The organism is Streptomyces echinatus (assembly GCF_014203595.1).
GTDB classification, from domain to species: domain Bacteria; phylum Actinomycetota; class Actinomycetes; order Streptomycetales; family Streptomycetaceae; genus Streptomyces; species Streptomyces echinatus.
Window position 1 is genome coordinate 70,828 of record NZ_JACHJK010000019.1, and the last position, 26,058, is coordinate 96,885.

The following is a 26,058-nucleotide window of genomic DNA, read 5'->3' on the forward strand; positions in this document are numbered from 1 at the left end:
ACGCGCTTCAGCAGGTCACGGCCAGTCTCTATGGACCCGGCCTCGTCCCCTGCTTCCCCCATTTTCGCGGCAAGCTTGGCCTGAGTGGAAAGGGTGTGAGGGTGATCGGCGCCCAGCACCCGGGTCTGGTCGGCCAGCAGCTTCCGCGGCCCCAGCCGCATCTCCCATAGCCTCCCGCCAGACGGCGAGGTTGTTCCGGGTGGTGAGGATGTCAGGGTGGTCGGGGCCCTGTACGCGCAGCGTGTGCTCCAGCAGCTCGGCGTAGGCTCGCGCGGCCCCGACCGCATCCCCTGCCAAGCCCCGCCACTGGGCGAGATCGCGCCGGGCGGTCAGGATGTGAGGGTGGTCGGGGCCCTGTACGCGCAGCCTGTGCTCCAGCAGCTCGGCATAGGCTTCCGCGGCCCCGGCCGCATCCCCCGCCAAGCCCCGCCACTTGGCGGCGAGGTCCCCGCTGTGAAAGGTGTCCGGGGAATCAGGGCCATTTACCCGCACACGGTGTTCCCACAGGTCAGCGTAGGTCCTCGCGGCTCCGGCCGCATCCCCCGCCTGCCCCTGCCAACGAGCGAGATTGAACCTGGCTTTGAGGAAGTGGGGGTGATCGGCGTCCAGCACCCGCTTCATGTGTTCCAGTAGGTCGGCGTAAGCTTCCGCGGCCCCGACCGCATCTCCCGCCCGGCCTCGCCATCGGGCGAGGCTGTTGCGGGTGGTGAGGGTGTGTGAGTGATCAGCGCCCACTACCCGGATCATGTGCTCCAACAGTTCGGCATAGGCCGTCGCGGCTCCGGCCGCATCCCCTGCCTGTCCCCGCCATCGGGCGAGGTCGGCCCGGGTGGTGAGGGTGTCAGGGTGATCGGCCCCCAGCACCCGAGTCTGCTCGGCCAGCAGCTCGGCATAGGCTTCCGCGGCCCCAGCTGCGTTCCCCCCCTTCCCTCGCCGTCGGGCGAGCCTGGCCCGGGTGCTGAAGGTGTCAGGGTGATCGGCCCCCAGGACCCGGATCTGGTCGGCCAGCAGCTCGTGGTAGAGATGCGTGGCATCAAAGCCGTGATCACGCTCCAGCATGGCGGCGAGGCCCGCCCGGGTGGCGAGAGTGTCGGGGTGGTCGGCACCCAGCACCCGGGTCCGGTCGGCCAGCAGCTCGCGATAGACATGTTGGCCCCCGGCCGGACTCCACTCGCCCCACACCCGGGCCAGGTCGGCCCGGGTGGCGAGAGTGTCGGGGTGGTCGGCACCCAGCACCCGGGTCTGGTCGGTCACCAGGTCGGCGTAAGCCTTCCCGGTCGTACCCTCCGCTTCCCCTTCCCAGCGGACAAGATGGCGCCGGGCAGTGAGGGTGGCGGGGTGATCAGCACCGAACTGTTGGAGTACGGCCTCAGTGACGTGGCGGAAGTGGTCATGGGCCGCGGTGGCTTGGCCTGTCTCGCCAAGGCTGGTGCCCATCCGGTACAGCACCGTATGCACGTCCGACTTGTATAGGACCGACCCGGCATGGTGGGCCAGGGCTTGTGCGTTGGCCCGGAGGGTCTGGGCAAAGGCGGTATCGCGTTCGGTGGTCGGCCAGGCGGCGACGAGAGCGTCGGCGGCAGCTAGGGCGGTCTGGTCGTGCTGATGGGCAGTCAGGGCATCGCGGGTGGCGCGCTGGATGAGCTGGTGCACGCGGACGGCCTGCTGAGGGCTGTCGGGGGTGTGGTCGATGAGACTGAGCCGGTGCAGGGCCCTCAGGGCGCGCCTCGCGTCCTGAGGGGAGACTGTGACCGGTTCGTCGCTGGGCTCCGCGCCGGTTGAGGTGCGGTGTGCGAGGCACGCCAGCGCGGGCTGGCTGGTCAGGACATCCAGGGGGATGCCGTTGGCGTTGAGGAAGGCGGTGAGCTGGAGCATGGGGCGGGCCAGCCCGACGGGGCGCAGCGTGTCGGCGCGCTCGATGGACAGTGACCAGGCGGCGGCCAGGGGCAGGGTCTGCTCGTCGGGCAGGACGTCGGGGGCGGCGTCGATGAGTTTCTTGGTGCGGTCGGCCAGCAGTTCCCGGTAGGCAGCTACGGTCTCACCGGAGTCGACGATGTAGGCGGCGGCCTGGGCGAGGGCGAGCGGCAAGTGGCCCAGGTCTTCGGCGAGGGCGGCGAGTAGATCGTCGTTCTCGTGACGGTGGTGGTCGGCCAGCGCGGCGGTGAGGTAGGCGAGGGACTCTTCGGGGGTGAACAGGCCGACCTCAATCAGTCGGCGACCGTGGCCGGAGAGGGCGCCGTCCTTGCGGCGGGTGGTGACCAGAGTGCGGCCGTGTGGGCTGACCGGCGGCCACAGTCCGTTCAGATCTGCCGGGTCGGTGACGTCGTCGAAGACGACCAGCCACCGCAAGGGTTGTTTCTGCGGTTTGGGCTGTAGCCGGGCTAGGAAGGTCTGCGCCGCCTGCTGCGGGTGCTTCGGGTCGGCACCGTAAACCTCAATGCCAGCCTGTGCGCAACCCGACGCGGCCGCAGTGGCGTTGTTGGCCGTGATCCACACCAACAGGTCCACCTCATCGCTCTCCCAGGCGCTGCGGGCGTAGTGGGCGGCCAGCTGGGTCTTTCCCACCCCGCCCATCCCTGTGAGCACCCCGGCCGCAGAGCCGACGACGGTGGTCCCGCCTCCGGTCAGGGTCGCAGCCAGCCGTTCGGCTTCGGCCCGGGTCTGGAAGCAGTTGGCCTGTGGCGGGATCCTCCCGACCTGATACGGCAAGGCGGCCGGCCCCGGCCCGAAGTAGTTGTTCTGAGTGCCTTTGCCTAGCACCGGCCCGTGGGACGTGCTGCGCCGAAAGTCGATGTAGTCACCGTCGCCGCTACCGGGGCGGTCTTCAGTAGTACTCACCTCGACCGGCCACCGTGATTGTGCCGGGTGCCCTTGCCCACAACCGGCCCATGGAGCGGACTGTGCCGGAAGTCGACGTGGTCCCCCGCCCCGGCTTCCGCTGCCGGTTCCCTGGCCCGCAGTTCCTCCACGAGCTGATCAAGCGCCGTAGCTAACTGCTCATCCGGCTCAACGGCGTCCTCCAACGAGTCCGTCAGTCGACGCCGCGTACGCTCCGTGAGCTCCTCCCGCGCCGTCTCGGCTTCCTCTACAACAGCCCGCTGCAGTGCCGGGTCCTGATCGAGTTTGCGGCTGACCAGACTGACCAGGTCGTGCAGCCGGTCCATCCCCCGGGTCGACCTCGGCGTCCACCCGTCCCCATACCCGGCGGGCCTTACCCACCGGCCACGCACACACGTACCCGACTGCAATCCCCACGCCCGTCATCACGCCCCCCGGCCCGTCTCCAGTGACAGCAGATCCGACCGTACCCGCACTGTACGGACCGGGACTCCCCTCACGACCGAACGGTCAAACCCGAAACCTCAACGATCGCAACCCGGCCACACCTGTGAGAGCGGAGTGTCCCGAGTCCGGCGGAGTCACATCGTTTGGATTACCGCTGCAGGTGCTTTCCCATAGTTCGAACTCGCCTGAAGTGAGCACCTCCAGGGCCGAGTGGGCGGTGCCCTCCACCCTGCAGGCGAACCGGTGCCCGGGGGGACCACCCGCTGGAACAAGGTCCACAGATCTTCCGGCGCCATCCGCTCAACAAGCACAGCAGTCATCACCCCAAACTGCGGCCATATCACACCAACTGAAATGGCGTCGTACGAGTTGGTTCGTGATAAAGGGTGAGATGTCGTGCCCGGTGGATGGCATGATCCCGCTGTGGCGATCATGGTCAATCGGGCGGTGCTGGCGCATCGGCTGTTCACGGGGCTCCCTCGGCATCATCTTGCGTGCCTGGTCCAAGAGTTGGCCGAGCCGTGGCACGCCGGGGTCGAGGGTCGTCGCCATGCTGCGCGAGGCGGGGCCCCGCAAGCGGGCCGAAGGTGCCGGCGCCCGCCATCAGCTGGTGTTCGTCGATCGGCTGGTGGCCACACTGATCCATCTGCGGCACGGCCTGCCGCACTCGGTGCCTGGGGCTGCTGTTCGGTGTCGACCGTTCTACCGTCACCTGGGCGATCGGAGAGGTGCGCACCCTCCTGGCGGAGCGGGGGTGCGCGGTTCCCGACCGTCCCGGCCTGCGGCTTCGGACGCTGCCAAATGTGTTTGCCTATGCCCAGGCCGAAGGCGTCGAGCTGCGTTTGGACGCCAGGCCCGGGGCGTGTCCAGCAGATCGGATGCTGCCGGACACGCCCCGGGCCGGAATACCTCAGCGCTTGAGCGTGAGGGTGAAATCACGTGAGAGCCTGCCGCTCAGGTGCACTGTCGACACGAGGTCCCCTCTCCGACCAGGCCCTCGGCTCGCGGGAAGCCGACCTTTGGCAATCAGTCGCACCGGCGAGACAGGTGTCCGCGCCGCAAAGCGGACCGAGACCTGGCCAGCACCGGCACAGTCACCCACCGGCCGCGGTGCGCCCGGTGCGGCGGCGGACCGTACGGCGACTGCCAGGCCGGCCGCCCCGCTCGAACCGAGCCACCCACGCCGCGTCGCCCAGCGACCGGGTCTTTAAGCAGCTCGGCTGCCAGGCCGGGGTCCCTGTCGTACCGCAGGTTCAGGAGCTCGGACCGCGCGGAACGCACGTATATCCGCTCCAGGCCACTGAGGTTGGTGGTGCCCCCGCACCCGCTGCACAGGGGGAGGGGCCAGGCGTGGAGGAGTTCGTGGTCCGCATGGATGCGGAGTTTGCTGCGTGCACGGGAACGCACGGAGGCGCACCTGTTGCAACAGCGGAGAACGATCGGCAGGCAGGTGGGCACGGCAACCCAGTTTTTGGACACAGAAATACACCGGTTCCAGTGAGAAGACGGCAGCGAAAAGCAGCGCGGCACACGTGTGCGACGCGCGACGGATCAGCGCTCGGGGGTTCTCACTTGGTGTACAACGGCACGTCCTTGTCAGGGCAACTGCGAGCGGGAGAACGGTAACGGCACACGGGAGTGCGGCACCACTGATTTCCGGTCGGGCAGGCAGCCCCGGTCTCGTGCATGAGTCGCCCCTCCTGCGGCTCCGGCGCGCGTGCAGGAGTTGAGCGTGGCAACGGCTCGCTCGACACGGGTTCGGACCCTTCACATGCGACCGGTTGACGGCCTGTTGGCCGATGGAGAGCGTCTCCCACCGGCCGCGTAGGGACCGTGACAGATGAAGTGGTGCAGCCGGACGTCATGATGGGGGTCGTTGTCGATGTCGCCTGGGGCAGCGCAGGGCGGTGGCGGCATCTGCCCGCGCCCAACGCGTGGGCGTGGACGCCGGTGGCCCAGGTACTGCTGCTCGGCGAGTGACTCGCACTGGCCGACACGCGGTCAGCGGGAGGGCCCACTCAGCAGCGGGCCGGGATCGCGGCTCAGGCGCAGCACCTGGGCGCCGTCCAGCATTGTCTCGATGCCGACGTGGTACGGGCTGGGCTGCGGGTCGGTGACCGGTTCGGTCGAGGTTGGCGCCTTGTGTCGCTGATGCGGATCAACGCGTCGGCGGCGAAGCTCCGGGGCCCTCGGACAGGTCACTTCGGCACCGCACCCGTGCAGTTCTCCGAAGCTCTCACCACGCCAAAGACCCCGGGTAGCCGGTGATCTGTCGGTTCGGTCCCGGCAGCGAGTTACAGATCTTCCACGCCGCCGGGTCGTCCACCGCCCGCCCCCTCTTCGACACCGGCCCGGTCCTGTCCGGACAGGCCGGCGCGTGCGGGGGCGGAGGTCAGATCGTGTTCTGTACGGGGGTGGTGCCCGTGCCGTTGTCCGTGATCGCGGGGGTGCCGGAGCCTCGGGCGGTGAGGTCGTTGCCGACCAGCCAGGTGCCGCTGGAACCGGCCATCACGCCGATCGCGGCCCCCGAGGCGCCGCCGGTGACCGCGCCGACGGTGGTGGACTGGACGAAGGTGCCCACCGCGTTGCCACCGACCCGGACGGCGTAGCCGGTGGCTCCGGTGATCCGGTTGCCGCGCAGGGTGGCGCCGTTCACGCCCGTATTGATGCCGGGACCGGTCGTGGTGAGGACGGTGTTGTCGGTGACGAGAGCACCGGTGGAGCCGCTGTCGACACCGATGCCGTCGCCCTGGATGTCCGTGAGGCTGTTTCGGGCGATGACGGCGTTCGGGGAGCTCTGGACGTGGATGCCCTGGCAGTTGCCGGTGGCGCTGAGGCGCAGGGTGGTGGTGACGGTGTTGCGGGTGACGGTGAGGCCATCGGTCTGCGCGACGTAGATGCCGGCCTCGCCCTTCACCGACTCCACGGTGTTGCCGGAGACGGTGATGTCGCGGTGGCGGGCGCCGCCGGCGGCGACGGTGGCGGAGATGCCGCCGCTGCCGTCGACTCCGCGCACCGTGTTCCCGGTGACGGTGATGCCGCTGAGGCCGTTGCCCTGGGGCGAGTTGAGGTAGATGCCGTGGAGGGCGACGTCGGTGACGGTGTTGTCGGCGATGACGGAGTCCTGCCAGTCGGCGGCGCGGATGCCGAACGCGCCGCTCTTCTCGACCGTGTTGCCGATGACCCTGATCCGCCGGTGGAACACGCCCTTGGCGCCCCAGTGGTCCCCGCACAGGGCGCCGAACGGCCCGGTCGTGGTGCCGGCGCGCAGGGTGCAGCCGGTGATGAGGATGTCCTCGCAGGGGGTCGCGTCGTAGGCGGGGGCGGGCAGGTTGCCCTCGGTGGCGCAGGTGATCTGGACGGCCTCCTTGGTGGTGAGGCTCGCGCCGTCGCCGGGGTGGTGGCCGTCGAAGACGCAGTTCACGATGGCCACGTTACGGACCGCGTTCAGCTCGACGGCGTGCGCCGAAGGGGTGTCGACGAAGGTGCAGTCCTTCACCAGGACGCCTTCGCAGTGGGCGAAACCTATGGCGTCGCTCTGCTTGCTGAACTGAGCCCCGCGCATGTCCCAGATGCCGCCGAGGACGGCGATGTTCCCCGCGCCCCCGTAGCCGTACGCGGGGGTGACCGAGTCGAAGTTCTTGAGCAGCGCGCCGCTGTCCTTGATGCGCACGACGCGTGCGCCGTAGGCGGACACGGTGGTGCCGGAGCCGAGGACGAGGCTCACGCCGACCGGGTACGTGCCGGGCGGCACCAGCAGGGTGGCCCCGCCGGGCGCGGCCTTCACCGCGGCGAGGGCGCTCTGGAAGGCGGCGGTGTCATCCGTCGTGCCGTCACCCTTCGCGCCGTGGGCGGTGACGTCCACGACGACCCCGCCGCCGGCTGCCGCGGCGGACGGCGCGCCCAGCACGGACGCGCCGCCCCAGGCCCCTACGAATCCGCCCATGGCCAGCATCAACGCACGGCGTTCCATGCGCCCCTCCCTCGATCTTGTGACGTTCGGCAGGAGCGTACGTCAGGGGCCCATCACGGGACGGGGCGGGCCGGGTCAGCGACCGGAGCGCGACGCAGCCGGAGGGTCAGGGTCGGCGGTCGGCCGGAGGCAGCGAAGGAGACGCAGCACGACGAGCACTTCTCGCTCTCGTCGCGGGTGACGAAGAGGCCCGAGCCAGCCCGGGAGGTGTGCTGTGGGATCTCGGCCCCGGCGCAGCCTGCTCGCCGGCGTCGATGCTCAGACTCCAGCGCAGCTTGTCGGCCACCCAGTCGGTGAGGTACTTGCAGCGGTAGCCGGCAGCCGGCGGAAGCCAAGTGCTGGGGTCCTGGGCGCCGGGGACGGCTCCGGGCTGGGCGCGCCCCGGCCCTGGGGCATGGAACGCACCTTCGCTCACTTGCACTGGTTCTTGAGCGGCTCACACAGCCGCGTTCCTGGCGAGAAACGGACGTGCCACGGGCAGGGCGAGATCGAGGCGCAAGAACGTCTCGAAGTGGCCACAACCTGCCATTTCGGCGCAGGTTGCACCCGGAATCCGGGCAGCGGTGTCCTGGATCGACTGTAGTCGGGAGTCACGGTCGCCGGCGAGCAGAAGCACCGGCGTAGAGGTGCGTACGAGCCTTTCCAGGACGCCCTCGCGGAAGCCGAGGGCGGCAGTCAGCGCTGCCAGCGCATACGGGTCGGCTGCCTGCATCGCCGCGCGCATCCATGCCGGGAGTGGTCCTTGACGTTCCAGCATCTCGATGAAGGGAGCCGTTCCCCGAGAGCGGAACAGTCCGATCTCCTGCTGAATCTCCGCCGGAGCCGCCGTGACAGGTCCGCCGTGTGCCCCGCCGGCAATCAGCGCGGTCAGCCGTTCGGGGTGCCCCGCCAGCAGGTTGAGGCCGATGATGCCACCCATCGACGCACCCCAGAAGGCCGCCCGGGAGATGTCGAGTGCGTCGAGTACGGCCACGACATCGCCGACCTGACGGTCGATCCGGTAGCTGTCCACGTCATGGGGCGAATCGCTGCCGCCGTGACCACGGGCATCGATGAGAACGAGGCGATGGCCTTCCGCGAGCGCGTCGACGTAGCCGGCGGACCGCCAAGTCGTGCGATCCCCGAAGAAGCCGTGCAGCAGCACCAATGGCGGTCCGCTGCCCACCACCTCGAACGCGATCCGAACTCCGTCGTCACTGGTGACCCGCACCGTCAATCGCCCTGCGACGGAACGGGCGTGGCCTGGTGGTAGTACATCCGCCAGCCCATCCCCTCCCCCGACCTGCGCCACAGCGAGCTCCGGCGCGCCCGCCGTCCTTCGATCGTGGTCTCGTACGTCAGGTGCACCACGCCGGGAGCCAGCACGACACCCGTCATGTCTGAGGGCACGTAGCGAGGGCCCTGGTCCGAGTTGCCCGGCATTTCCGGCAACTCGGCCAGCATCTCCTCGTACGACCACCGCCGGCCCGAGGCGCCGACCTCCACGAACTCCGGGTCCAACAGCTGCCTGGCCTCCGCCCGCGACGTTCGCACGCTGGGATCTATGAGCCGCAGCTCGCCCTTGATCGCCTCTTCCACTTCATTCGCTTCAGCACGCACCTCCGCATCATCGCCTAACCCACCGGGCTCATCGCAACCTCATAACCCGTGCTCAGTGCCTGAGTCATGATCTGTCCGCGCTAGGGGCTAGTTGGGTGGGGGCGGGTGACCCGCGCTGTCCGGCCCGACAGCGGCTTTGATCCCGTCGGGCGGCGTCGTGAGCAGTGTGCCTTCGTGGGAAGGACCTGTACGGCGGTGGTCAGGGGACCGAGGACGTCGTCGACCGGCGTGTGGTGAGGTCGTCATCGGGTGCCTGGGCGGTGGTGAAGGCGGGAGGGTGCGCCCGCAGACTGGGCGCCCTCCTCGCCGAGGTTCATGACGTTGTCGTCTGACAGCTCCACGACGTACACGTGCCCCTTCTCGCAGGTCAGCAAGGACGCTGCGCGGTCGGTGGGGTGGCTTGTGACCGCCTCGAGAGTGGCGGTGGTTCCGCGTACGCCCCGTAGTTCGAGCGCTTCGGTGCAGCCCACCTCGCGCTCTGTGTCGGCCTCTGTCACGTTGCTGACCTGCTTGCCGGCCAGTTCTCCGACCGCGGCGGTGTGCAGGGTCAGCGTGACCCGGAACGAAGTGGTGCGGGGCGTGAGTCGTCCGTCGGCACGTGGGTTGCCCGGCCCGGTGCCGATCCAGACTCCCGTCCACCGTGGGGGGAGCGTCGATACGGTCGCCGAGATGGAGGGCGTGGGGCGTCCGCCCTCTTTCGTGTCCGTTCTCCCCCGGTCCTCACGCCCGTCGAACGGGTGCAGCAAGGCGACCAGGGCCGCGACGACGGTCGCTGCGGCCGCGGCAGCTATCCACCACGTGCGCGATGTCGAGGTGGCGGGCTGCCGGGTGCCGATGGCGGCGGACGATACGCCCATGGGACCGCTCGGTCTCGGTCCAGGGGAAGGCGGGGGGCCGAAAGCGCCCCCAGGGCCGGCGGCGGCCGCGAGTGGCGGAGCCGTTCCGCCGACGGGTGGCGGGGTGGCGGTCCGGGCCGGCGGTGGTGGAACCGTCGCGGCGGTGGGCGCCATGACGGTGGGTGCTGTGACCAGGCGCGCCACTTCCGCCTCGCGGGTGGCGAGTTCGTCATGGAGGCCGGGTGGCAGGGTCTGGCTCCAGGCCGAGCCGGACCGGCGGGGCAGCAGATCGGTCAGTTCCCTGCTGGTGGGTCGCTGCTCGGGCTGCTTGGCCAGGCAGCGCCTCACCACGGGCAGCAGCTCCGGGGGCAGGGCGCCGAGGTGAGCCGGCTCGTGCACGATGCGGTACAGCAGCGAGGCTGCGGAGACCTCCTCTCCCGGGTGCTGGAAGGGGCTGCGTCCGGTCGCCGCGAACACGAGGACGCAGCCGAGGGAGAAGACGTCACCGGCCTCGGTCACGATGCCCCGGGAGATCTGCTCGGGCGCCAGGTAGCCCGGAGAGCCGATGACGCCTCCGCTGTGGGTGTGCCGTGAGTCGTCGGCTGCCCGCGCGATACCGAAGTCGATGAGCATGGGCTGTTCGCGGCCCAGGAGGATGTTGGACGGCTTGATGTCCCGGTGCGTCAGCGAGCAGGCGTGCACTGCCGCGACGGCGGCAGCCAGTTCACCGGCCAGGGCGCGCAGGGTGACCGGCGGAAGCGGCCCATGTGCTGCGACCCACTCGGCCAAGGCCGGCGCCGGGACGTACTCGGTCGCCAGCCACTGGGGGCGGTGGCCGGGCGGGCTGAAGTCGATGACGGAAACGGTGAACGGCGACCGGACGAGGTCGCTGTTGCGGACTTCCCGGGCGAACCGTGCCTCGAAGTCCGGCGCCTCGGCCAGATCGGGGCGCACGGTCTTCAGCGCGAGCGGACGTCCGGCCGTCGTACGGGAGAGATAGACCTGGCCCATGCCTCCGGCGCCCAGCCGTGCCAAGATCGGGTATCCCCCGACAGCAGCCGGATCCGTCGCCTCCACCGGTCTCATGCGGCCCCTCCCCCGGTCCTGCCCTCTCCCCGCGGCGACTGCGCTGCGCGGATCTTGCGGGCGGCCAGCAGGATACGCGGACGGCATGACGGAAGAGCCGCTGACGGCACGGTCGACCTGGGCGCCCAGGGGCGGACGCACTGGCGGGGACGTCCGCCGCGTCCGGGCTGAGGGTGGGCTGCCTCCGAGTAGGGGCGGCCCACGATGATGCCGCGTCCAGTGCGAGCAGTTGGTGGATAACTGTTTCCAGACAGTTCTGCTCTGAAAGCATTCCAATGGCCGTAAAGAGCACGGCTGTTATGGCTGTTTTGAGGGCTTGATATTCCCTTCGCCCACCTCATGCGGACGGGCTGATTCCAGCTCGCATGAGGCGTGATTTCGAGGGCACGCCCACATCCTTGTGCGAATCCTGTGACAGGTTGTGCGGGCTCGGTGACCAACGAGGTAGCCGGGCCTCTTGGCCTCTCATGGGGGATTCACTCATGCACTCGCGTGCTTCGGGCATGCCGTCCCGGTATGCCCAAAAGAGATCAATGCGTCTGTCAGCGCTGGCTGTTGTGGCCTCCGCCACATTGGCGGCGGCGGCCTTGCCCCTCGCTCAGCCTGCTGCCGCGGTGCCGGCGCCGGCGTCCGCCTGGGGCAAAGGCAGCCCCCATTTCACGATGCCGCCGGTGAGGGTCGGTGCGAACCGTCCGGTGAAGTCGCAGCCGTCGAAGGACCCCAACGACTCGGTGTACCTGCCGTGGCTGCGCGAGCAGCGCGCACACGCCAAGGACCCCGCCTCTGGCGGGTCCGCCAAGAAGCCGAAGGCGGCAGGTATGGCGGCGTCCGCATCGGTGCGGAACCTCGTGCCCGAGGGGCAGGGCGACGTGCCCTGGCACCGCTATACGAGTTTTGCAATCACGGACGCGTTGACGGCGAAGATCGACTATTCAACCGGCAACTTGATGCTGACGGCGACGGACTTCGACATCGCCGGTGTCGGACAGCGCCTGCGACTGGCGCGGACGTACAACTCGCTGGACGCTCCGTGGGGCCGGGTGTCGCAGCGCTGGTGGCAGCAGTACGAGCGCTACCTGTCGGTCTCGTCCTCCGAGGTCATCTTCTACGACGCCTCGGGCGCGACGGTCCGTTTCGAGAAGAACAGTGACGGCTCCTTCACCACCCCGAAGGGCTACTCGGAGGACCTGAAGAAGAACTCCGACGGCACCTACACCCTCACGAACTGGAAGTCGGGCTCGAAGGAGACGTACAACGCGAACGGTTGCCTGACCAAGGTCACCGACCGCAACCACGGCACGATCACCGTCGAACAGCACGACGAAAACGGCGAGAACAAGGGATTCAAGCTCACCGACAGCCACTCCGGTCGCTGGATCGACCTCTACAAGACCTACGCGTCGCAGTGGCAGGCCAAGGACAACACCGGCCGCACCGCCGTCTTCGACCTCGACGAGGACGGCAACCTGGCCGCCACCACCGACACCGAAGGCAAGACCATCTCCTTCGGCCATGACACCTCCGGCCGCATCGAGAGGATCACGACCGCCGAAGGCCGGGTGACTGTCTTCACTTACGACGACAGCAACCGGGTGACGTCGATGCTGCGCGCCACCGGGTTCAACGGCTCTGGCGACACGGGCCCGACCTGGACATACGGCTACAGTGCCGATTCCCCGACCGCGGCCGGCACCACCACGGCCACGGACCCGGAGCTGCACGCCACGAAGTACGAGCACGACAGCGACGGCCAGGTCACCGACGTCACCGACGCACTGCAGCACCACCGGTCGACGAAGTTCGACGCCAATCACAACATCGACTCCGCCACCGATGCCATGGGCTCGGGCACCACCCCGGGCAATGCCACCGACTACGGCTTCGACGACCGCAACAACCTCGAGACCGTCAAAGCCCCCACGGGCGGCGAGACGGTCAATCACTGGCAGACGATCGCAGGCGGGGACGTGCCGTCAGACTCCACGAACCCTGACGGCGAGAAAACGCAGTTCACGTACGACACTGTGGGCAACACCACCTCCGTCGCGCAGACAGGCACCGGCGGCGGCAACGTCTCCTACGACTACAACCCCGCCACGCCCACCTGCGGCGGCTTCGAGGGCCAGCGCTGCAAAGCGAAGACTAAGATGACCGCCTCCAAGACGGTCACCACCGACTTCCACTACGACGCCAAGGGCAACCTGGACAAGGTCTCGCCCCCTGCGCCGCTGGACAAGACGACGTACACCTACGACGACCTGGGCCGCACCAAGTCCGTCACCGACGCACGCGGCGTGACCGTCAGCTACACGTACGACAACCTCGACCGCATCCGCACCGTCACCTCACCGAACACGGTGAAGGTCGAGTACTGGTACGACGGCGACGGCAACCTCGTCCAGCGCTCGGACGGCACCGGAACGGTCAAGTACGAGTTCGACCCGCTCCAGCGGGAGACCGTCCGCACGCTCCAGGACACCTCCCAGACCCTGCTGGCCTACACCCCGGCAGGGAACGTCGACTACTACCAGGACCCGGCCGGCAAGATCGACTACTCCTGGAACGAGGTCAACAAGCTCAAAGAGCTCAGGGACTCACAGGGCCGCGTCACGACGTACGACTACGACAAGAACGACGTCCGCACCACGACCACCTACCCCGGCGGGACGGTCCAGAAGGTCGACGTCGACCCCTCCAGCCGCCCGAAGAACATCAAGGTGACCTCCGCCCAGGGCACCCTGGTCAACCTGGACTACACCTACAACTACGGCACCGACGGCGAGAGTGACGGCAGCAAGATCCGCACCAGCACGGACAACGTGAGAGGGCTCAAGCGCACGTACTCCTACGACGGCGCCGGCCGCTTCTCCTACGCGAAGGAGGAGAAGGCCGGCAGCATCACCGACTCCTGGCAGTACTGCTACGACCTCGCCGGAAACCTCACCTCCCAGGGCACCGACCCCGGCTGCCCGCGCGGCACCACCTACAGCTACAACGACGCCCAGGAGCTGACCGCCAAGTCCAGCACCAGCGGCACCTGGTCCTACGACCAGATCGGCAACGAGACCGCCGGCGCCTCCACCGACGACTACCTGCGGACCGGCGGGCAGTGGACCGACCACTCCCAGATGTCGTCCATCACCATCAACGGCAAGGCCTACGCGGGACAATACGGCTCCACCGACCAGAGCGAACGCATCAAACTCGGTGACACCTACTTCCACAACGGACCCCTCGGTCTGTCCGCCAAGACCACGGCCGGCGCGGACATGGGCTTCAACCGGGAACCCGGGGGCACCCTGAATTCCATGACGACCGGGGGCAAGAGCTACTACTACCTCACCGATGCACTCGGCTCGGTCATCGCTCTCGCGGACATCGCCGGCAACAAGGTTGACAGCTACGCCTACAGCCCGCGAGGCGTCCGCGTCCTGGCCCAGTCGTCCGAACCGGTCGCCCAGCCCTACCGTTTCGCCGGCAACTACCAGGACCCCACCGGCCTCTACCACCTCCAGGCCCGCTACTACGACGCCAACATCGGCCGCTTCACCCAACCCGACCCCTCTGGCCAGGAACAGAACCCCTACCTCTACGCCGGCGGCGACCCCGTCAACCGCATCGACCCCATCGGAACCTCCTTCATGAGTTTCGCGGAGTCCGCGTCCAAGAAGGTCGGCTTCGCGTCCGACGTCATCAGCATCGGACAGATAGCCAGTCAGGTCTCCCAGGGCCAGTGGAAGGAGGCGGCCGGCACAGCGCTCTCTTTCGCCGCGGACAAGGCCTTCACGGCAGGTTGCCTGTACATCACCGGCGGTACCGCGGCCCCTGTTTGCGCGTTCGGTGGGACGGCAGCGGGAAATGCGACCCAGGAAATCTACGATCGAGCCACCTAGTGAGGTGAAATGAACCACGTAACCCTGGCCTACAAGGGATGGCCGTCCGGAACGCCGATCACAGTTCTGGTGATCGTCATCATTGCCGTCCTCGCGGTCGCAGCCCTGATAGGGCGCACCAAACGCAAATAGGTCTCACATGGCACCACCGGTGAATCCGTGCGTTCACCGGACAGGCATTCCGCGGTACGGCGCCACGTTTGCACCATGCCCGCACCACGTCGGCACCCCCGACGCAGTGACAGCGGGGCCGGACGGGATCACCCCCTCCGGCCCCGCTCCATTCCCGGTGCGGAGCCGCACACTTCGTGACCGGCATTTTCGTCGGTTGCCCAAGCCGGCTCCGGCACCTCCGGCTTGTCGGCCGGGTCCGGGCCGTGTGCGACGGCGTCACCGTCACCGGGGACTGAGGAGGGCCCGGCCGCCGCCCGGCGCTACGAGCGTTCGACTACGCTCACGATGCAGCTGAAGAACAGCACCTCGCCCACGGTCCACACGGTGGTCGCGAGTCCCCTCAAACGCTAGGTCGCCCGCGAGATCTACCGGCAGATCCAGCCAGCGACAGGCCTTCGCCGACCCCGGCGACCTGATCACCACCGTCCGACGCGGCCTACGCCAGCTCCAGTACCGCCACGACGTCCTCGACGGCTGCCTCACCGGCACCAGCCTGCCGAAACCGCCCGGACGACGGGCAGGTCAACGGTTGTTCCTGTGGTCGTTGCCGTTCAGCGGCAAACCCAATAGCCCTGGTGCCAGTGGTGGTATGTGTCGTACCAGCCACTGTGCCACCAGCAGCCCTCGGGAACCGAGGCGGTCGTCGTGGTGGGGGCGGCTGCTGTGGCCGTGCCCGCCACCCCAATAGCGGTGCCGCCAACCAGCAGGAAGCCGGCCGCGGCGCAGACGAAGGCGCGCTTGGCGCGATGTGCTCGCATAGCCTTGCTCTTTCTTCCTCGTTTTCGCGCTGTCCCCGCCACGAAAGGGATGGCCGTAGCCTGACGCCGAAGCGCGAGGTCCGGCGAAGGCTGATTGGCGCCGCTCGGAGAGGGATGCAGCGCTGTCGTCGAGGTCGCTTCGTGAAAGCGAGGGCTGCAGTCGCCCACCAGCAGGCCCACCCCCACCGACGTGGGAGCCTGCTGCGGGACGTGTCCTGAACCGCGACCTCATCCTTTTTAGAGAGTAGTGGCCTATCCGCTGACTGGCACCTCGAGCCCCCAGCGCGAGCGCCCCTCTTGGTTTCACTCACGCGTCCGCGGCCCCCGCGGGATCGTACGCGTGGGACGCGACGCCTCGGTCAGGGCCGGGACGGTGATCCGCCACCTCGCCCGGTGAGCACGCCCCCACCGGCCCGCGCCGGCCACCGGTACGGCGCCGGGTCTCCGCGAAGTGTCGCGCTCCCAGCTCATCCATGGCTGGGCCGTGGATGTCACGGCGGCCGACCGCGCCCGGCTCGCCACCCCCGCCGACGCCCCGCGCGGCTAACGGGACCAGCCCCGCGGACGCGGGGAGCACCTAGTGCCGCGTCAGAGAACGTTTGCCCTGCCGCGTTGTCAGGCGGGGCAAGCTCCAGGGCGCGGCGGCGCGGCGGGGAAGAGGTTTCCTAACGCGACGCTACCGTCGTGAGGGTGACTGGAATCAATGCCGACCGGCGGTGGTCCGAGTCCATGCCGGCGGCCTATGAGCAGTACCTCGTACCGGCTGTCTTTCGGCCTTTCGCCGGGGACCTGGCTGCCCGAGCGGCGGCACTCCGCCCTTGGCGAATCCTCGAACTGGCTGCAGGTACTGGAGTCTTAACGTCTGCCCTGCTCGCGGCGGTACCGTCGGCCGAGGTGACGGCCACCGACCTGAACGATGCCATGGTCGCTTTCGGGTCGGCCCGGTCCCCGGGTGCAGTATGGCGGCAGGCCGACGCGCAGCGGCTGCCGTTCCCGGACGAAGGCTTCGACCTGGTGGCCTGCCAGTTCGGCGTGATGTTCTTTCCCGACCGGATCGGGGCCTTCACCGAGGTCCGCCGGGTCCTCGCTCCGGGCGGCCGGTTCCTGTTCAACACCTGGGGCCCGCTTGAGGCGCACGCCTTCGAAGTCGCGCTCCAGGCCGGGCTGGAGCGGGCCTTTCCGGTCGACCCGCCGCAGTTCTTCCGGACGGTTCCGCACGGCTACGCCGACCCCGCTGTCGTGGCCACTGATCTGGAGGGGGCCGGGTTCGCCGTTGAGGGCGAGCAGGAGCTGACGCTTCAGGGCCGGGCCGCGTCGACCGCCGACCTTGCCGCCGGGTACCTCACCGGAACACCGGTGCGCGCGGCCGTTGAGGAGCGCGGCGACGGACCGGCCGTCCGCGCCACCGTCATCGAGGAGATGACGGCCCGGCTGGGCCCGGGGCCGGTCACCGCCCCGATGACGGCCTATGTCTTCCGCGCTGGCCTGAACCGCAGCCCGCGCCCTTGTCAAGGATGGGTGTGAGTCGATCTCGACGGGGTGCGTCCCGCGGAGGTCTGATGCCCATCAGGCAACGTTGGCCCTGTCGACGACTTTACGAAGTCGTTCGTCCGCGGCGTGCTTGTTCCGCCAGATGATGTAGCGGCGGTCATGTTGCCCTGTTCCTTGTGGCTGGCGTGGTCGGTGCCGTCCAGAGCGAAGTGGCGCAAGGCGGTGAACTGGGCCTCGATGCGGTTCAGCCAGGAGCTGTTGGTCGGCGTGTAGGCGAGCTCGACGTCGTTCGCCGCGGCCCAGTCGCCGACCCGGGTGTCCTTCTTCGTGGTCAGGTGCGGGGAGAAGTTGTTGTCGAGCACGATCGCTATCCGGACCTCGGGCGGGTGGAGGCTGCGCAGGTACGCGATCGCCGACGGCGAAGTCATACCCGAGGAGGGCGAGCCAGAAGTTGTCTTCTGCATGGATGAGTTCGGCCGCCGGGCCCGAGGCGGCCACTGCGGTGACCCGAACGGCGGTAAGCCCCTGCACTGGATGATCAACAACGCTAAGAAGAACGCCAACCGGAAGCCGAACCCGACGACGGCCCGCTCACACTGCCCACCGGGCAGCTGCCGGCCTGGATGCGGATGCGCCTGTACTGCCGTACTGCCACCCCCGAATTCGGCGTCGGCGGCCGCGGTGAGCGCCACCTGATCCAACTGTGGGCCACCCCAGAAGAACCACCAGTGCACCCGGAACTGACCGAATCTGATCTGACTCAACGCCGCTGCTACAAGGAGGACTTTCACCGGAGCGCCGCCGCCTGGAGGACGTAACGTGCGCCGACCGCGGCCACAATCAACGGCGGGCCTGGGTGCTCCTGACTCAGCGTTCCCGTGCTGGCGCGGTCAAGAGACCACGGCCGACATCGGTGTCTGAGGCTGGGATGAGAGCGCAGCGCTGCGGCGTCTGCCAAGGTGTCGAGCGTGAGTTGGCACCGTGGGCGCTCATGCTCTCTTGGGCGCGGTGTCGCGGATCGGTGCCCTCCGGGATGTGCTTGGCTCCGGCAGGTCGATCACCGCCCATGCGAAGGGCTCGGGTCCCTACGGACTGCCGTAAATGGCTTCCACCCGTACCTCTGCGTCGGATCTTTCTCTACCGTTGAGTTCAAGACCCGGCTGGGGGGATCTCGGTGAGATGGGCGCACACGGCCTCATATTCCACCGGAAGCGCCGTCAATATCCCGACGGTGGGGCCGCCTTCGCTGTCTGTCACGTCAACGACCTCAACCAACCCGCTGTCACGTGGTATCCCACCCCCTTGGCACTCGCTTCGACCGCGGACGTCTGGCGGGCACCGACTGGTCCGCCGCACTGGCGCAGACCGGTGAGGGCAACGCGGCGGCGGCCGTGATTACCGAGCGGGCCTACAACTGGCTCACTCCCGACTACCTGCTCTTCGTGGGTGTGGTGCGGACTGAGGGACGACATCGAACTCGGGGATGTCGTGATTGCCACCCGCGTGTACGGCTACCTCGGAGGCAAGGTAACCGACGACGGCTTCCACGCCCGCCCTCGCGCCTGGGACGCCTCGCATCCCCTGGTACAGGCCGCCCAGCGTGCCCGGTTCGGCCCCGAGCTGTCGGGGCGGGTGCACTTCAAACCGGTGACCGCTGGTGAAGTGGTCCTCAACTCTCGTTCCTCGACGCTGTCTGAGCAGCTCAAGCACCATTACAACGACGCCGTCGCCATAGAGATGGAGAGCGCCGGAGTCGCGCAGGCCGCCCATCTGACCGGCTCCCTGCACACGCTCACCATCCGCGGTATCAGCGACAAAGCCGATGGCCAGAAGCACACAGCCGACGCCTCCGGCTCCCAGCAGCGAGCCGCGGCGAACGCGGCAGCGGCCGCTGTGGCCGTCCTTGCAGAAATCAAATCCAGGAAGGGCGTCACCGGCAAGGACGTGAGCTACCGCTCCCCTGGCCCGGTACCTGTCGCCACATCGTCACTGCCCGCCGAGCCTTCCGCGTTCAGCGGCCATAGTGCGGAAGTGGTGGCACTGCTGGATGCTCTCCGGCCGACCCCCGACCGGGGCCGAACTCGCCGACTCTTGGCGGCCGCCTTTCTTTTCGGCTTCGGCAACTCGTGCACCTCAGCAGGTCCGGCGTCCTCGCTCCGGGACGCCTTGGCCTTCGACACCGACTCCTGCAGTGCGGCCATGAGGTCAAGCACCGGGGCCGGCTGCTCCGGCTCAGGCACCTCCGGCAGAGGCCTCTCCCCGCGCTTGGCCTCGATGATCTGCGCGATGGCCTCGGTGTAGCGGTCGCGGAACTCCTCCCCCACAAGCTGGCCGACGGTCATGGTGTCCATCAGGGCCAGCGCCCCCTCGATCTCGGCCTCGGACACCTCGGTCGGCGGCGGCAGCAGCTCCGCAGGGTCGCGGATCTCATCAGGCCAGCGCATGGCGTGCAGGACCAGGACGTCGTCGCGGACGCGCAGCACACCGAGGCGCTCGCGGCCCGACCAGGCGTACTTCGCCACGGCCACCTTCGACGACCGTGACAGAGCCTGGACCAGCAGCTTGTACGGCTTCGCGGCGACCTGCCCGGCGGGCTGGAAGGTCAGAACCGCTAAGACCACACCGCATTCGGCCGGTCTCCAGCGCCGTACCGGCTGGGCTCTACCGCACGCAGGTCATGACGAACCCGCTGCGCGGCGCTGTGGGGATGCGCTTCAGGGGGATGCTGAGGTCCTGGGCGGGGACGTCGTAGCGCAGCGCGGCCAGGCGGGGGGCAAGGGTTTCGAGGACTGTCAGGGTGACGTCCTCGCCGGGGCAGCGGTGGTGGACCGCGGGATCGCCCCCTCCCTGCGGCACGAGGGTGTCACGGTCGGGCTCGCGGCCCAGAAAGCGGCTGGGGTCGAAGGTGACGGCTCCGGCCACAGATGCGGGTCGTGGTTCTGTCCGTAGAGGTCGAGGAGAACCATGCTGCCCGCGGGAATGTCCTGACCGTCCCAATGCAGGTCGGTCGCGGCGAGACCGCCGACAAACGGCGCGAAGGGATAGAACCGGCGGATCTCATGGGCGAAGGCGCGGGCAAAGGGGGCGTCACCGTCGGCGAGCAGCTTGCGGTGCTCGGGCCACCGGTGCAGGGCGTGAGCGGCGAAGGTCAGGAACCAGGTGACCGCGACGGTCGGCCGGATCACGTTCAAGACCTCGACCGCTGCTGTATGCGGATCAAGGGGGCAGCCGTCGGCGCCGCGGTGGTCCGCCACCGTCTGTAGAACCGAACCGTCGGGAGCCGATTGCGTTCCGCTGCGGATTGCCACGACGAGCTCGGCGATCCGGGCCTCCTGACGGCTGCGGGCACGGCGGGCCCGTGCCTGGCGGGGTCCGGCCGAGGCGAAGCCGTCGACCATGGCGACGAGGTCGCGGGCGGTCTCCTGGGCAGCGCCGTCGGTGAGCGGGATCCCGGACCAGTCATAGATCGCACGGGTGAGGAGAAGGCTCGACTCCTCGAAGAGGACGACCTGGTCGCGGTGCGCCCATCGGTCACAGGCACGCTCCCACTGAGTATTGAGGTGCCCTGCCAGGGAGTGGAGGCCGCCGCGGTCCTTGAGCAGAGCCATGAACAGGCCCTTGCGCACCCGGTGGTCGGGGCCGTCGAGCGTGTGCACGGCCCCACGCCCGAACAAGGTGTCAAGGACAGGCGCGGGCAGCGCCCCGTGGCGGTGAATGTGGCCCTCGTCGTAGAAGAAGCGCACCGCTTCCGGACCGTGAATAGCCACGGTCTCCTTGCCCATGAGACGGGTGCGCACCGGTTTCCCGCCGCTACGGCGGCGACGGTCGGGCAACCATGCGTATCCGGTCGTCATCAAGGCCAGGGTGCTGTCGATCACGTGAGTCTCCGTTCACGGTCAGGCGAGGTCAGGGCCGGCGCCTTGAGGTGTCTTCCTGCTCGTCCTGGTCCGGGGTCAGCGCATCCGCCGCATCGCCGTCCCGGCCCGGCGTTCTCCGTCGTCCACCACACCCTCTCGGCTCCCTCCACCGCGTGGAACAATTCACCGACGCAGATCCTGGGGCCCTCGTCGTGGTCGGCGGGCTGGTGGGGGCCGGGCGATTGATCGCTCTCCCCGCAGTACTGCCACTCCCCGACCGGGTGGCGGCGGATGTCTCGTTTCTCTTGCAGGATTGGGGTCAGCGCCTCTTTACAGGATTGGGGTCAGCGCCTCTTGCAGGATCGGGGTCAGCGGCCGAGTGCCTGGGCCAGTTCCTTCTTGTTCATCGACGAACGACCGTCGATACCGCGCTTCTTGGCCTCTGCGTACAGCTGGTCCTTCGTCGGCCCCTGGGCACCGCTGTGGGAACGCTCGCCGCCCCGCCGGGAGGCGGACTTCTTGTCCTGCGTCGAGGTCTTGCTCGCCGTCTTCGACTCTCCGGCACGGGCGCGTTCCTTGTTCACCGTGCGGGCCGCGATCTCCTTGGCGCGCCCCTTCGAGCTGCCGCGCTTCTCGGCACCGTCCTTGATGTGCTCGTACTGACGCTCACGTTTCGCGTTCGAACCCTGTGGCATGACGCCCTCCTCCAGACCGGTGCGTCCGCACCCGCTTCGAGATGACCTTCGCGTACCCCTCGGCTGAGGCTTCTCACTCGCGACCGGATCGATCCCATCTCACGCGGTCCACTACGGGGTGCGCGAGCAGACGGCGGCCGAACGGACGAGCAGGCTGGACATGCGCACAGTGCGCCGCCCGGGCACTGTGGACGCGTCCACCGCCGTCTGGACGGCATGCGCCCGATGCACTGTTCAAAGCACGCGGGGAGGGGAACCCCGGTGCTCATGCGCGCTCTCGTCATCAACTGCACCCTGAAGCCGTCCCCGCAGCCCTCCAACACGGAGGCTCTCGCCGACACCGTCATCAGCGCCCTCAAGAGCCACAGCGTGGAGGTGGACATCGTGCGCGCCGTGGATCTGCACATCAGGCCCGGCGTGGAGACGGACATGGGCGAGGGTGACGAGTGGCCCGCCGTGCACGAGAAGGTGCTGTCGTCGGAAATCCTGATCATCGCCTCGCCCACGTGGCTCGGCCGTCCGTCGTCGATCGCCCAGCGTGTGCTCGAGCGTCTGGACGCGATGCTCAGCGAGACCGACGACCAGCAGCGGCCGGTCGCCTACAACCGGGTGGCCGGTGTGCTGGTCACGGGCAACGAGGACGGCGCCCACCACGTGATCAGCGAGATCAGCGGCGCCCTCGGGGACATCGGGTTCACCATCCCCGGCCAGGCGTGGACGTACTGGCATCTCGGTCCCGGAGCCGGCCCCGACTACCTTGACGACGACCGCGGTCACGACTGGGCGGCGTCCACCGGCCGGGCCATGACCTCCAACCTCGTCCACGCCGCACGCGCACTGGCCGAGAACCCTCTGCCCGCCCCGCCGTCCTGAATCGATCACACGGAAGAGACGGAAGAGAACGTGCCATGAACGATGCCAAGCCTCTCGCCCTCGTCACCGGCGCTTCCAGCGGCATCGGACTTGAACTGGCCCGACAGCTGGCCGAGCGCGGCTACGACCTCGTCATCAACGCCGAGGACGACACTCGCCTCCTGCACGCGGCCGCCCAGATCAGGGCGGCCGGCGCGCAGGTGGACGTGATCCAGGCCGACCTGCGTGAGTACGACCAGACCGAGCACCTCGTCGACACCATCGAGGCCATCGGGCGGCCGCTGGACGTCGCGGTGCTGAACGCCGGCGTCGGCAGGGGCGGCGCGTTCGTCGATATCGATCTGGCGGACGACCTGGAGGTCATCGACCTGAACGTCAGGTCGACCGTGCACCTGGCCAAACGCGTCGTCCGCGACATGGCCGCTCGCGACGAGGGCCGCATCCTGGTGACCTCGTCCATCGCATCGACCATGCCCGGCTCCTTCCAGGCCGTCTACAACGCGTCCAAGTCGTTCCTGCAATCCTTCGTGCAAGCGCTGCAGAACGAGCTCAAGGACAGCGGCGTCACCCTGACCTCGCTGATGCCCGGCCCGACCGAGACCGACTTCTTCCACCGCGCGGACATGGACGACACCAAGGTCGGCCAGCAGGACAAGGACGACCCCGCGCAGGTCGCCCGGCAAGGCCTCGACGCGCTCCTCGCCGGCAAGGAAAAGGTCGTCGCAGGCTCCGCCAAGACCAAGGCTCAGGAAATGGCGAACAAGATCCTGCCCGACAAGGCCAAGGCCGAGGCCCACCGCAAGATGGCCGAACCCGGATCGGCGGAGGACGACAACACCGACTGACAAACCACGAATCCGACAGTCACCGCAGGCCGAGCCTGTACGGGGCGCCGAACCAGCGTCACGCAGAACGCGCGGAGAAACCGCGAGGGCACTGTCGTGGCGCGGCAAGGCCGACGTACGGATCGACTGGTCGACTCGATCCCACCTGCGCCTGTACGAGATCTTCGCCCCGCTCCTGGAAAAGCGACATCTCCCCAGGAGCCCGTGGACCTCCCCGCACCCCGCCCCGGTGAACCTCCATCTGCCCCTCCGGCCTCCCCGCCAGCGCGCCGCTGATCGTGGTGAGCGGGAGAAGAGATTGATGATGCGGGCCTTGGGCACACGGTCGGTGTACTACGCAAATAGCGGCGCTGAGGGGGCTCCCGATGCTCATGGCACACCCGGCTGTACTGAGGAATCTGATCGCACAGTACGAGACGCTGCGCGCACTCCACGCGGAGGAAGGCACCGAGGCCGTGCGGCAGCGGATGAACGACGTCGCCTACACCTTGTGCGTGTCGACCGGCACCCGCGATGTAGACACCGCCCTCGTCGCCGCCCGCTACCAACTGCCCGGCGCTCGTCCCGAGGACGACTCCGTGCTCACCGCCTGACCTCGCCCTATCACGCAGCGCCGCCATGAGTACTGTCGCCCGTCTGCCGACTTTCACCAGTCTCAGTGAGCTGACCAGGCTCGTCACCCGCCGCCGCCACCTCTACGCACGCTGGTCCCACGGCCCCGAGCGCGACCTGACGGCCGTCAGCAGCACCGACGACCTGACCGGTGTGAGGCTGCCAGGACTGTCAGCGAGTTCCCTGGACCTCGAGGACTGGTGGGGCGAGCGGCCGGCGGACATCTGGGTGGCCCGCCGGCTGTACGACTACTGCCACCTGCCCCGGGTCAAGGATGAACGGACGCGGCCGTGGATTCTGCACGGCCGCGAGGCAGCCCGCGGACCGGACAACGAGCCTCTGGTACGGGACATCGAACCCATCGGCTGGATAGCCGACTGCGTCATCACCGAGGCATCACGCATCGTGACCGCCCAGCCCGGCAGGTGGGGGCCCCTCGACCGCGGCCTGGCGGGATGAGGGGCACACCATCCGCCCGCCCGACGCGTCTGGCCTGCTGTTCGTTCAGCCGAGGCCTTCGGGGCTTTCGCGGGGCAGTGGGGCAACTCGCCCTGTGAGGGGCCGAGAAGCCAGCGGCGCAGGGGGCCGCGGGACCAGCTCAGGATGTCGGCGCGGTCCGTCCGTGTCCGAGCGCCCGAGTCCCGCGACGGAGTAGCCGACCGCAATGAGCTCGGCGACGACGGCTGGGCCGGTGCGACCTGAGCGGTGCCAGTGGCGACGACACGCACGAAGATGGTGGCATGTGCTTCTGCCGCAAGGGGTCCGGCCGACGGGGATGGCGCGCTCACCGAGTTCGTGTAGGTGACGTACGTTCCGCAGCGGTGAGCAGAACACGACGAGCCAGCTGATGCCGATCAGGACGGCGCCGGTAAAGATCGCGGCCCGGATCCCGACGCACGTGCCGATCAGCCCGGCCAACAAGGCGCCGACCGACAGAGCCCCGGTGAGCAGGAACCGAAAGGTGGCGTTCATCCGGCCCAGCATCGCCGCAGGGGTCACCGTTTGGCGGGTGCTGACCGCGAGGACGTTGGCCAGGCCGGTCTGGACGATGGTGATCATCCAGCCGGCCGCGCCCACCCACAGCAGGGGGCCTGGGGCCATGAAACCGGTGAGCAGGGCGAAGGGGCCCGTTACCGCGCCGACGATCCACAAGGCCCGGCCGTGCCCGAGGCGCCGGCCGACGGCGGGCGCGACGATCGCGCCGAGCAATCCGCCGATGCCACCGGTCGACAGCACCAGCCCCAACATCCCGGCCGACAGGTGCAGTTTCTCGGTGAACAGCACCACGAACGACACCTGGCACAGCTGGATCGCGAGGTTGGTCACGGCCCCCTTGGCAGCCAGTGCTCGCAGCATCGGATGACCGAGCACGAAGCGCAGCCCGGCGGCCGTCTCCCGCCAGAGCCGGGGTCTGGCCGTGGCCGTACGTTGCGGGCTCGGCTCGGCGGCCCGGATCCGCGCGATGGACGACGCCGACCAGAGAAAGCCGAGCGCGTCGGCGACGATCGCTGCCGCCGGTCCGACGAACTGCACCACCAGGCCGCCGATGCCGCGTCCGGAGACGTCCGCGGCCTGATTCAGCCCGGAGAGGGTGGAGTTGGCGGCTACGAGCCGGTCCCCGCCGACGAGGTGGGGGACGTACGCCAGATGTGCGACATCGAAGAAGACTGTCGCCACCCCGGTGAGGAACACGACCACGTACATCTGGGGAAGAGCGAGCGCTCCGCAGGCCCAGGCCACGGGGATCGAGCCGGTCAGTACGACCCTGCTCAGGTTGGCCGCGACGAGCACGGTCCGTTTGGGCATGCGGTCCACCCATGCCCCCGCGGGCAGGCCGATGAGCAGGAAGGCCACGGTGCCGAGCGCGGACAGCACGCCGACTTGCCCCGGCCCTGCGTGGAGCACGGTCTGCGCGAGGACGGGGAGCGCCAGGAAGCTGACCTGTGCGCCGAGCCTGCCGGCCGCGTCTGCGGTGTACAGAAGCCGGAAGTCACGGTCGGCGAGCACGCTGCGGTGCCGCCGGTCCACGGCGGCGGGTGTGGGTGTGGGTGTGACGAGTGCGCGAGTCATGGCGCCAGAGG

19 protein-coding genes and 7 pseudogenes are annotated in these 26,058 nt (G+C 68.7%); 11 read left to right on the top strand and 15 right to left on the bottom strand.

Translation table 11 applies throughout. The annotated features are described in order from the left end of the window. Positions 1–15: 15 nt before the first annotated feature. The 3 genes and pseudogenes from FHS34_RS36610 to FHS34_RS36620 all read right to left on the bottom strand — a co-directional run. A complete protein-coding gene (locus tag FHS34_RS36610) occupies positions 16–2,838 on the bottom strand; it encodes a tetratricopeptide repeat protein (RefSeq protein ID WP_184973750.1) in 2,823 nt (940 codons plus the stop codon). Beyond that, a complete protein-coding gene (locus FHS34_RS36615) occupies positions 2,835–3,164 on the bottom strand; it encodes a hypothetical protein (protein ID WP_184973752.1) in 330 nt (109 codons plus the stop codon). Before FHS34_RS36615 ends, FHS34_RS36610 begins: the two co-directional genes overlap by 4 nt. A 326-nt stretch (positions 3,165–3,490) precedes the next feature. Next, positions 3,491–3,605 (bottom strand): annotated as a pseudogene (locus tag FHS34_RS36620) (IS5/IS1182 family transposase); the annotation flags it as partial. A 112-nt stretch (positions 3,606–3,717) separates the two neighbouring features. Between FHS34_RS36620 and FHS34_RS42925 the strand changes: the two are divergent. After that, positions 3,718–4,136, top strand: a pseudogene (locus FHS34_RS42925) (helix-turn-helix domain-containing protein); the annotation flags it as partial. 175 nt (positions 4,137–4,311) lie between these two features. Here the strand turns inward: FHS34_RS42925 and FHS34_RS36630 are convergent. Continuing rightward, on the bottom strand, positions 4,312–4,815 hold the full coding sequence (locus FHS34_RS36630) for a DUF1062 domain-containing protein (protein ID WP_372478637.1): 504 nt from the start codon (positions 4,813–4,815) through the stop codon (positions 4,312–4,314). 192 nt (positions 4,816–5,007) lie between these two features. After that, positions 5,008–5,110, bottom strand: a pseudogene (locus FHS34_RS36635) (IS5/IS1182 family transposase); the annotation flags it as partial. 8 nt (positions 5,111–5,118) lie between these two features. Between FHS34_RS36635 and FHS34_RS36640 the strand changes: the two are divergent. After that, complete coding sequence (locus FHS34_RS36640; RefSeq protein WP_184973754.1) at positions 5,119–5,265, top strand: hypothetical protein; 147 nt, start codon at positions 5,119–5,121, stop codon at positions 5,263–5,265. A 412-nt stretch (positions 5,266–5,677) separates the two neighbouring features. Here FHS34_RS36640 and FHS34_RS36645 read toward each other — a convergent pair whose 3' ends face one another. From FHS34_RS36645 to FHS34_RS36660, 4 genes are all read right to left on the bottom strand, one after another. Beyond that, on the bottom strand, positions 5,678–7,258 hold the full coding sequence (locus FHS34_RS36645; RefSeq protein ID WP_184973757.1) for a right-handed parallel beta-helix repeat-containing protein: 1,581 nt from the start codon (positions 7,256–7,258) through the stop codon (positions 5,678–5,680). Between the two features lie 436 nt (positions 7,259–7,694). Next, positions 7,695–8,468 (bottom strand): alpha/beta fold hydrolase, encoded by a 774-nt coding sequence (locus tag FHS34_RS36650; protein ID WP_184973759.1) that lies wholly within the window; start codon positions 8,466–8,468, stop codon positions 7,695–7,697. Between the two features lie 2 nt (positions 8,469–8,470). Continuing rightward, entirely contained in the window at positions 8,471–8,857 is a 387-nt protein-coding gene (locus FHS34_RS36655) for a nuclear transport factor 2 family protein (RefSeq protein WP_184973761.1), read from the bottom strand. 242 nt (positions 8,858–9,099) lie between these two features. After that, positions 9,100–10,779, bottom strand: a complete 1,680-nt coding sequence (locus FHS34_RS36660) for a serine/threonine-protein kinase (protein WP_184973764.1) — start codon at positions 10,777–10,779, stop codon at positions 9,100–9,102. A 662-nt stretch (positions 10,780–11,441) separates the two neighbouring features. Between FHS34_RS36660 and FHS34_RS36665 the strand changes: the two genes are divergently transcribed. Further along, on the top strand, positions 11,442–14,672 hold the full coding sequence (locus FHS34_RS36665; protein ID WP_225817795.1) for an RHS repeat-associated core domain-containing protein: 3,231 nt from the start codon (positions 11,442–11,444) through the stop codon (positions 14,670–14,672). A 9-nt stretch (positions 14,673–14,681) separates the two neighbouring features. Then, positions 14,682–14,804 (top strand): hypothetical protein, encoded by a 123-nt coding sequence (locus tag FHS34_RS43575; protein ID WP_263978481.1) that lies wholly within the window; start codon positions 14,682–14,684, stop codon positions 14,802–14,804. A 593-nt stretch (positions 14,805–15,397) separates the two neighbouring features. On the opposite strand, the gene FHS34_RS36670 is transcribed toward FHS34_RS43575, so the two are convergent. After that, entirely contained in the window at positions 15,398–15,604 is a 207-nt protein-coding gene (locus FHS34_RS36670; RefSeq protein ID WP_184973766.1) for a hypothetical protein, read from the bottom strand. A gap of 729 nt (positions 15,605–16,333) precedes the next feature. Here FHS34_RS36670 and FHS34_RS36675 point away from each other — a divergent pair. Further along, positions 16,334–17,128 carry a class I SAM-dependent methyltransferase gene (locus FHS34_RS36675; protein ID WP_184973840.1) on the top strand — a complete coding sequence of 265 codons (795 nt, stop codon included), beginning with the start codon at positions 16,334–16,336 and terminating at the stop codon, positions 17,126–17,128. Positions 17,129–17,170: 42 nt separating this feature from the next. On the opposite strand, the pseudogene FHS34_RS43895 reads toward FHS34_RS36675, so the two are convergent. After that, positions 17,171–17,499 (bottom strand): annotated as a pseudogene (locus tag FHS34_RS43895) (IS630 family transposase); the annotation flags it as partial. Here FHS34_RS43895 and FHS34_RS43900 point away from each other — a divergent pair. Together FHS34_RS43900 and FHS34_RS42945 are read left to right on the top strand one after the other, a co-directional pair. Next, a pseudogene (locus FHS34_RS43900) lies at positions 17,498–17,572 on the top strand (Mobile element protein); the annotation flags it as partial. The pseudogenes FHS34_RS43895 and FHS34_RS43900 sit on opposite strands and share 2 nt — an antisense overlap. Before the next feature lie 969 nt (positions 17,573–18,541). Further along, the gene (locus FHS34_RS42945) at positions 18,542–19,396 is read left to right on the top strand and encodes a 5'-methylthioadenosine/S-adenosylhomocysteine nucleosidase family protein (protein ID WP_225817801.1); all 855 of its coding nucleotides are present in this window, start codon (positions 18,542–18,544) and stop codon (positions 19,394–19,396) included. Positions 19,397–19,524: 128 nt separating this feature from the next. On the opposite strand, the pseudogene FHS34_RS43580 reads toward FHS34_RS42945, so the two are convergent. The 3 genes and pseudogenes from FHS34_RS43580 to FHS34_RS36700 all read right to left on the bottom strand — a co-directional run. After that, a pseudogene (locus FHS34_RS43580) lies at positions 19,525–19,716 on the bottom strand (Ku protein); the annotation flags it as partial. 40 nt (positions 19,717–19,756) lie between these two features. Next, a pseudogene (locus FHS34_RS36695) lies at positions 19,757–20,973 on the bottom strand (cytochrome P450). 347 nt (positions 20,974–21,320) lie between these two features. After that, the gene (locus FHS34_RS36700; RefSeq protein ID WP_184973768.1) at positions 21,321–21,647 is read right to left on the bottom strand and encodes a plasmid stabilization protein; all 327 of its coding nucleotides are present in this window, start codon (positions 21,645–21,647) and stop codon (positions 21,321–21,323) included. A 267-nt stretch (positions 21,648–21,914) separates the two neighbouring features. Here FHS34_RS36700 and FHS34_RS36705 point away from each other — a divergent pair, with 267 nt between their 5' ends. The 4 genes from FHS34_RS36705 (at position 21,915) to FHS34_RS36720 (ending at position 24,436) form a co-directional block, all read left to right on the top strand. Beyond that, positions 21,915–22,520, top strand: coding sequence for a flavodoxin family protein (locus FHS34_RS36705; RefSeq protein ID WP_184973771.1), 606 nt, complete (start codon positions 21,915–21,917; stop codon positions 22,518–22,520). Positions 22,521–22,555: 35 nt separating this feature from the next. Further along, on the top strand, positions 22,556–23,365 hold the full coding sequence (locus FHS34_RS36710) for an SDR family NAD(P)-dependent oxidoreductase (RefSeq protein ID WP_184973773.1): 810 nt from the start codon (positions 22,556–22,558) through the stop codon (positions 23,363–23,365). 365 nt (positions 23,366–23,730) lie between these two features. Then, positions 23,731–23,958: a DUF5133 domain-containing protein gene (locus FHS34_RS36715; RefSeq protein WP_184973776.1), complete on the top strand. Its 228-nt coding sequence runs from the start codon at positions 23,731–23,733 to the stop codon at positions 23,956–23,958. A 25-nt stretch (positions 23,959–23,983) separates the two neighbouring features. Further along, positions 23,984–24,436 (top strand): DUF6098 family protein, encoded by a 453-nt coding sequence (locus FHS34_RS36720; protein WP_184973778.1) that lies wholly within the window; start codon positions 23,984–23,986, stop codon positions 24,434–24,436. Positions 24,437–24,481: 45 nt separating this feature from the next. On the opposite strand, the gene FHS34_RS36725 is transcribed toward FHS34_RS36720, so the two are convergent. Then, a complete protein-coding gene (locus FHS34_RS36725) occupies positions 24,482–26,047 on the bottom strand; it encodes an MFS transporter (RefSeq protein WP_184973781.1) in 1,566 nt (521 codons plus the stop codon). Positions 26,048–26,058: the final 11 nt, after the last annotated feature.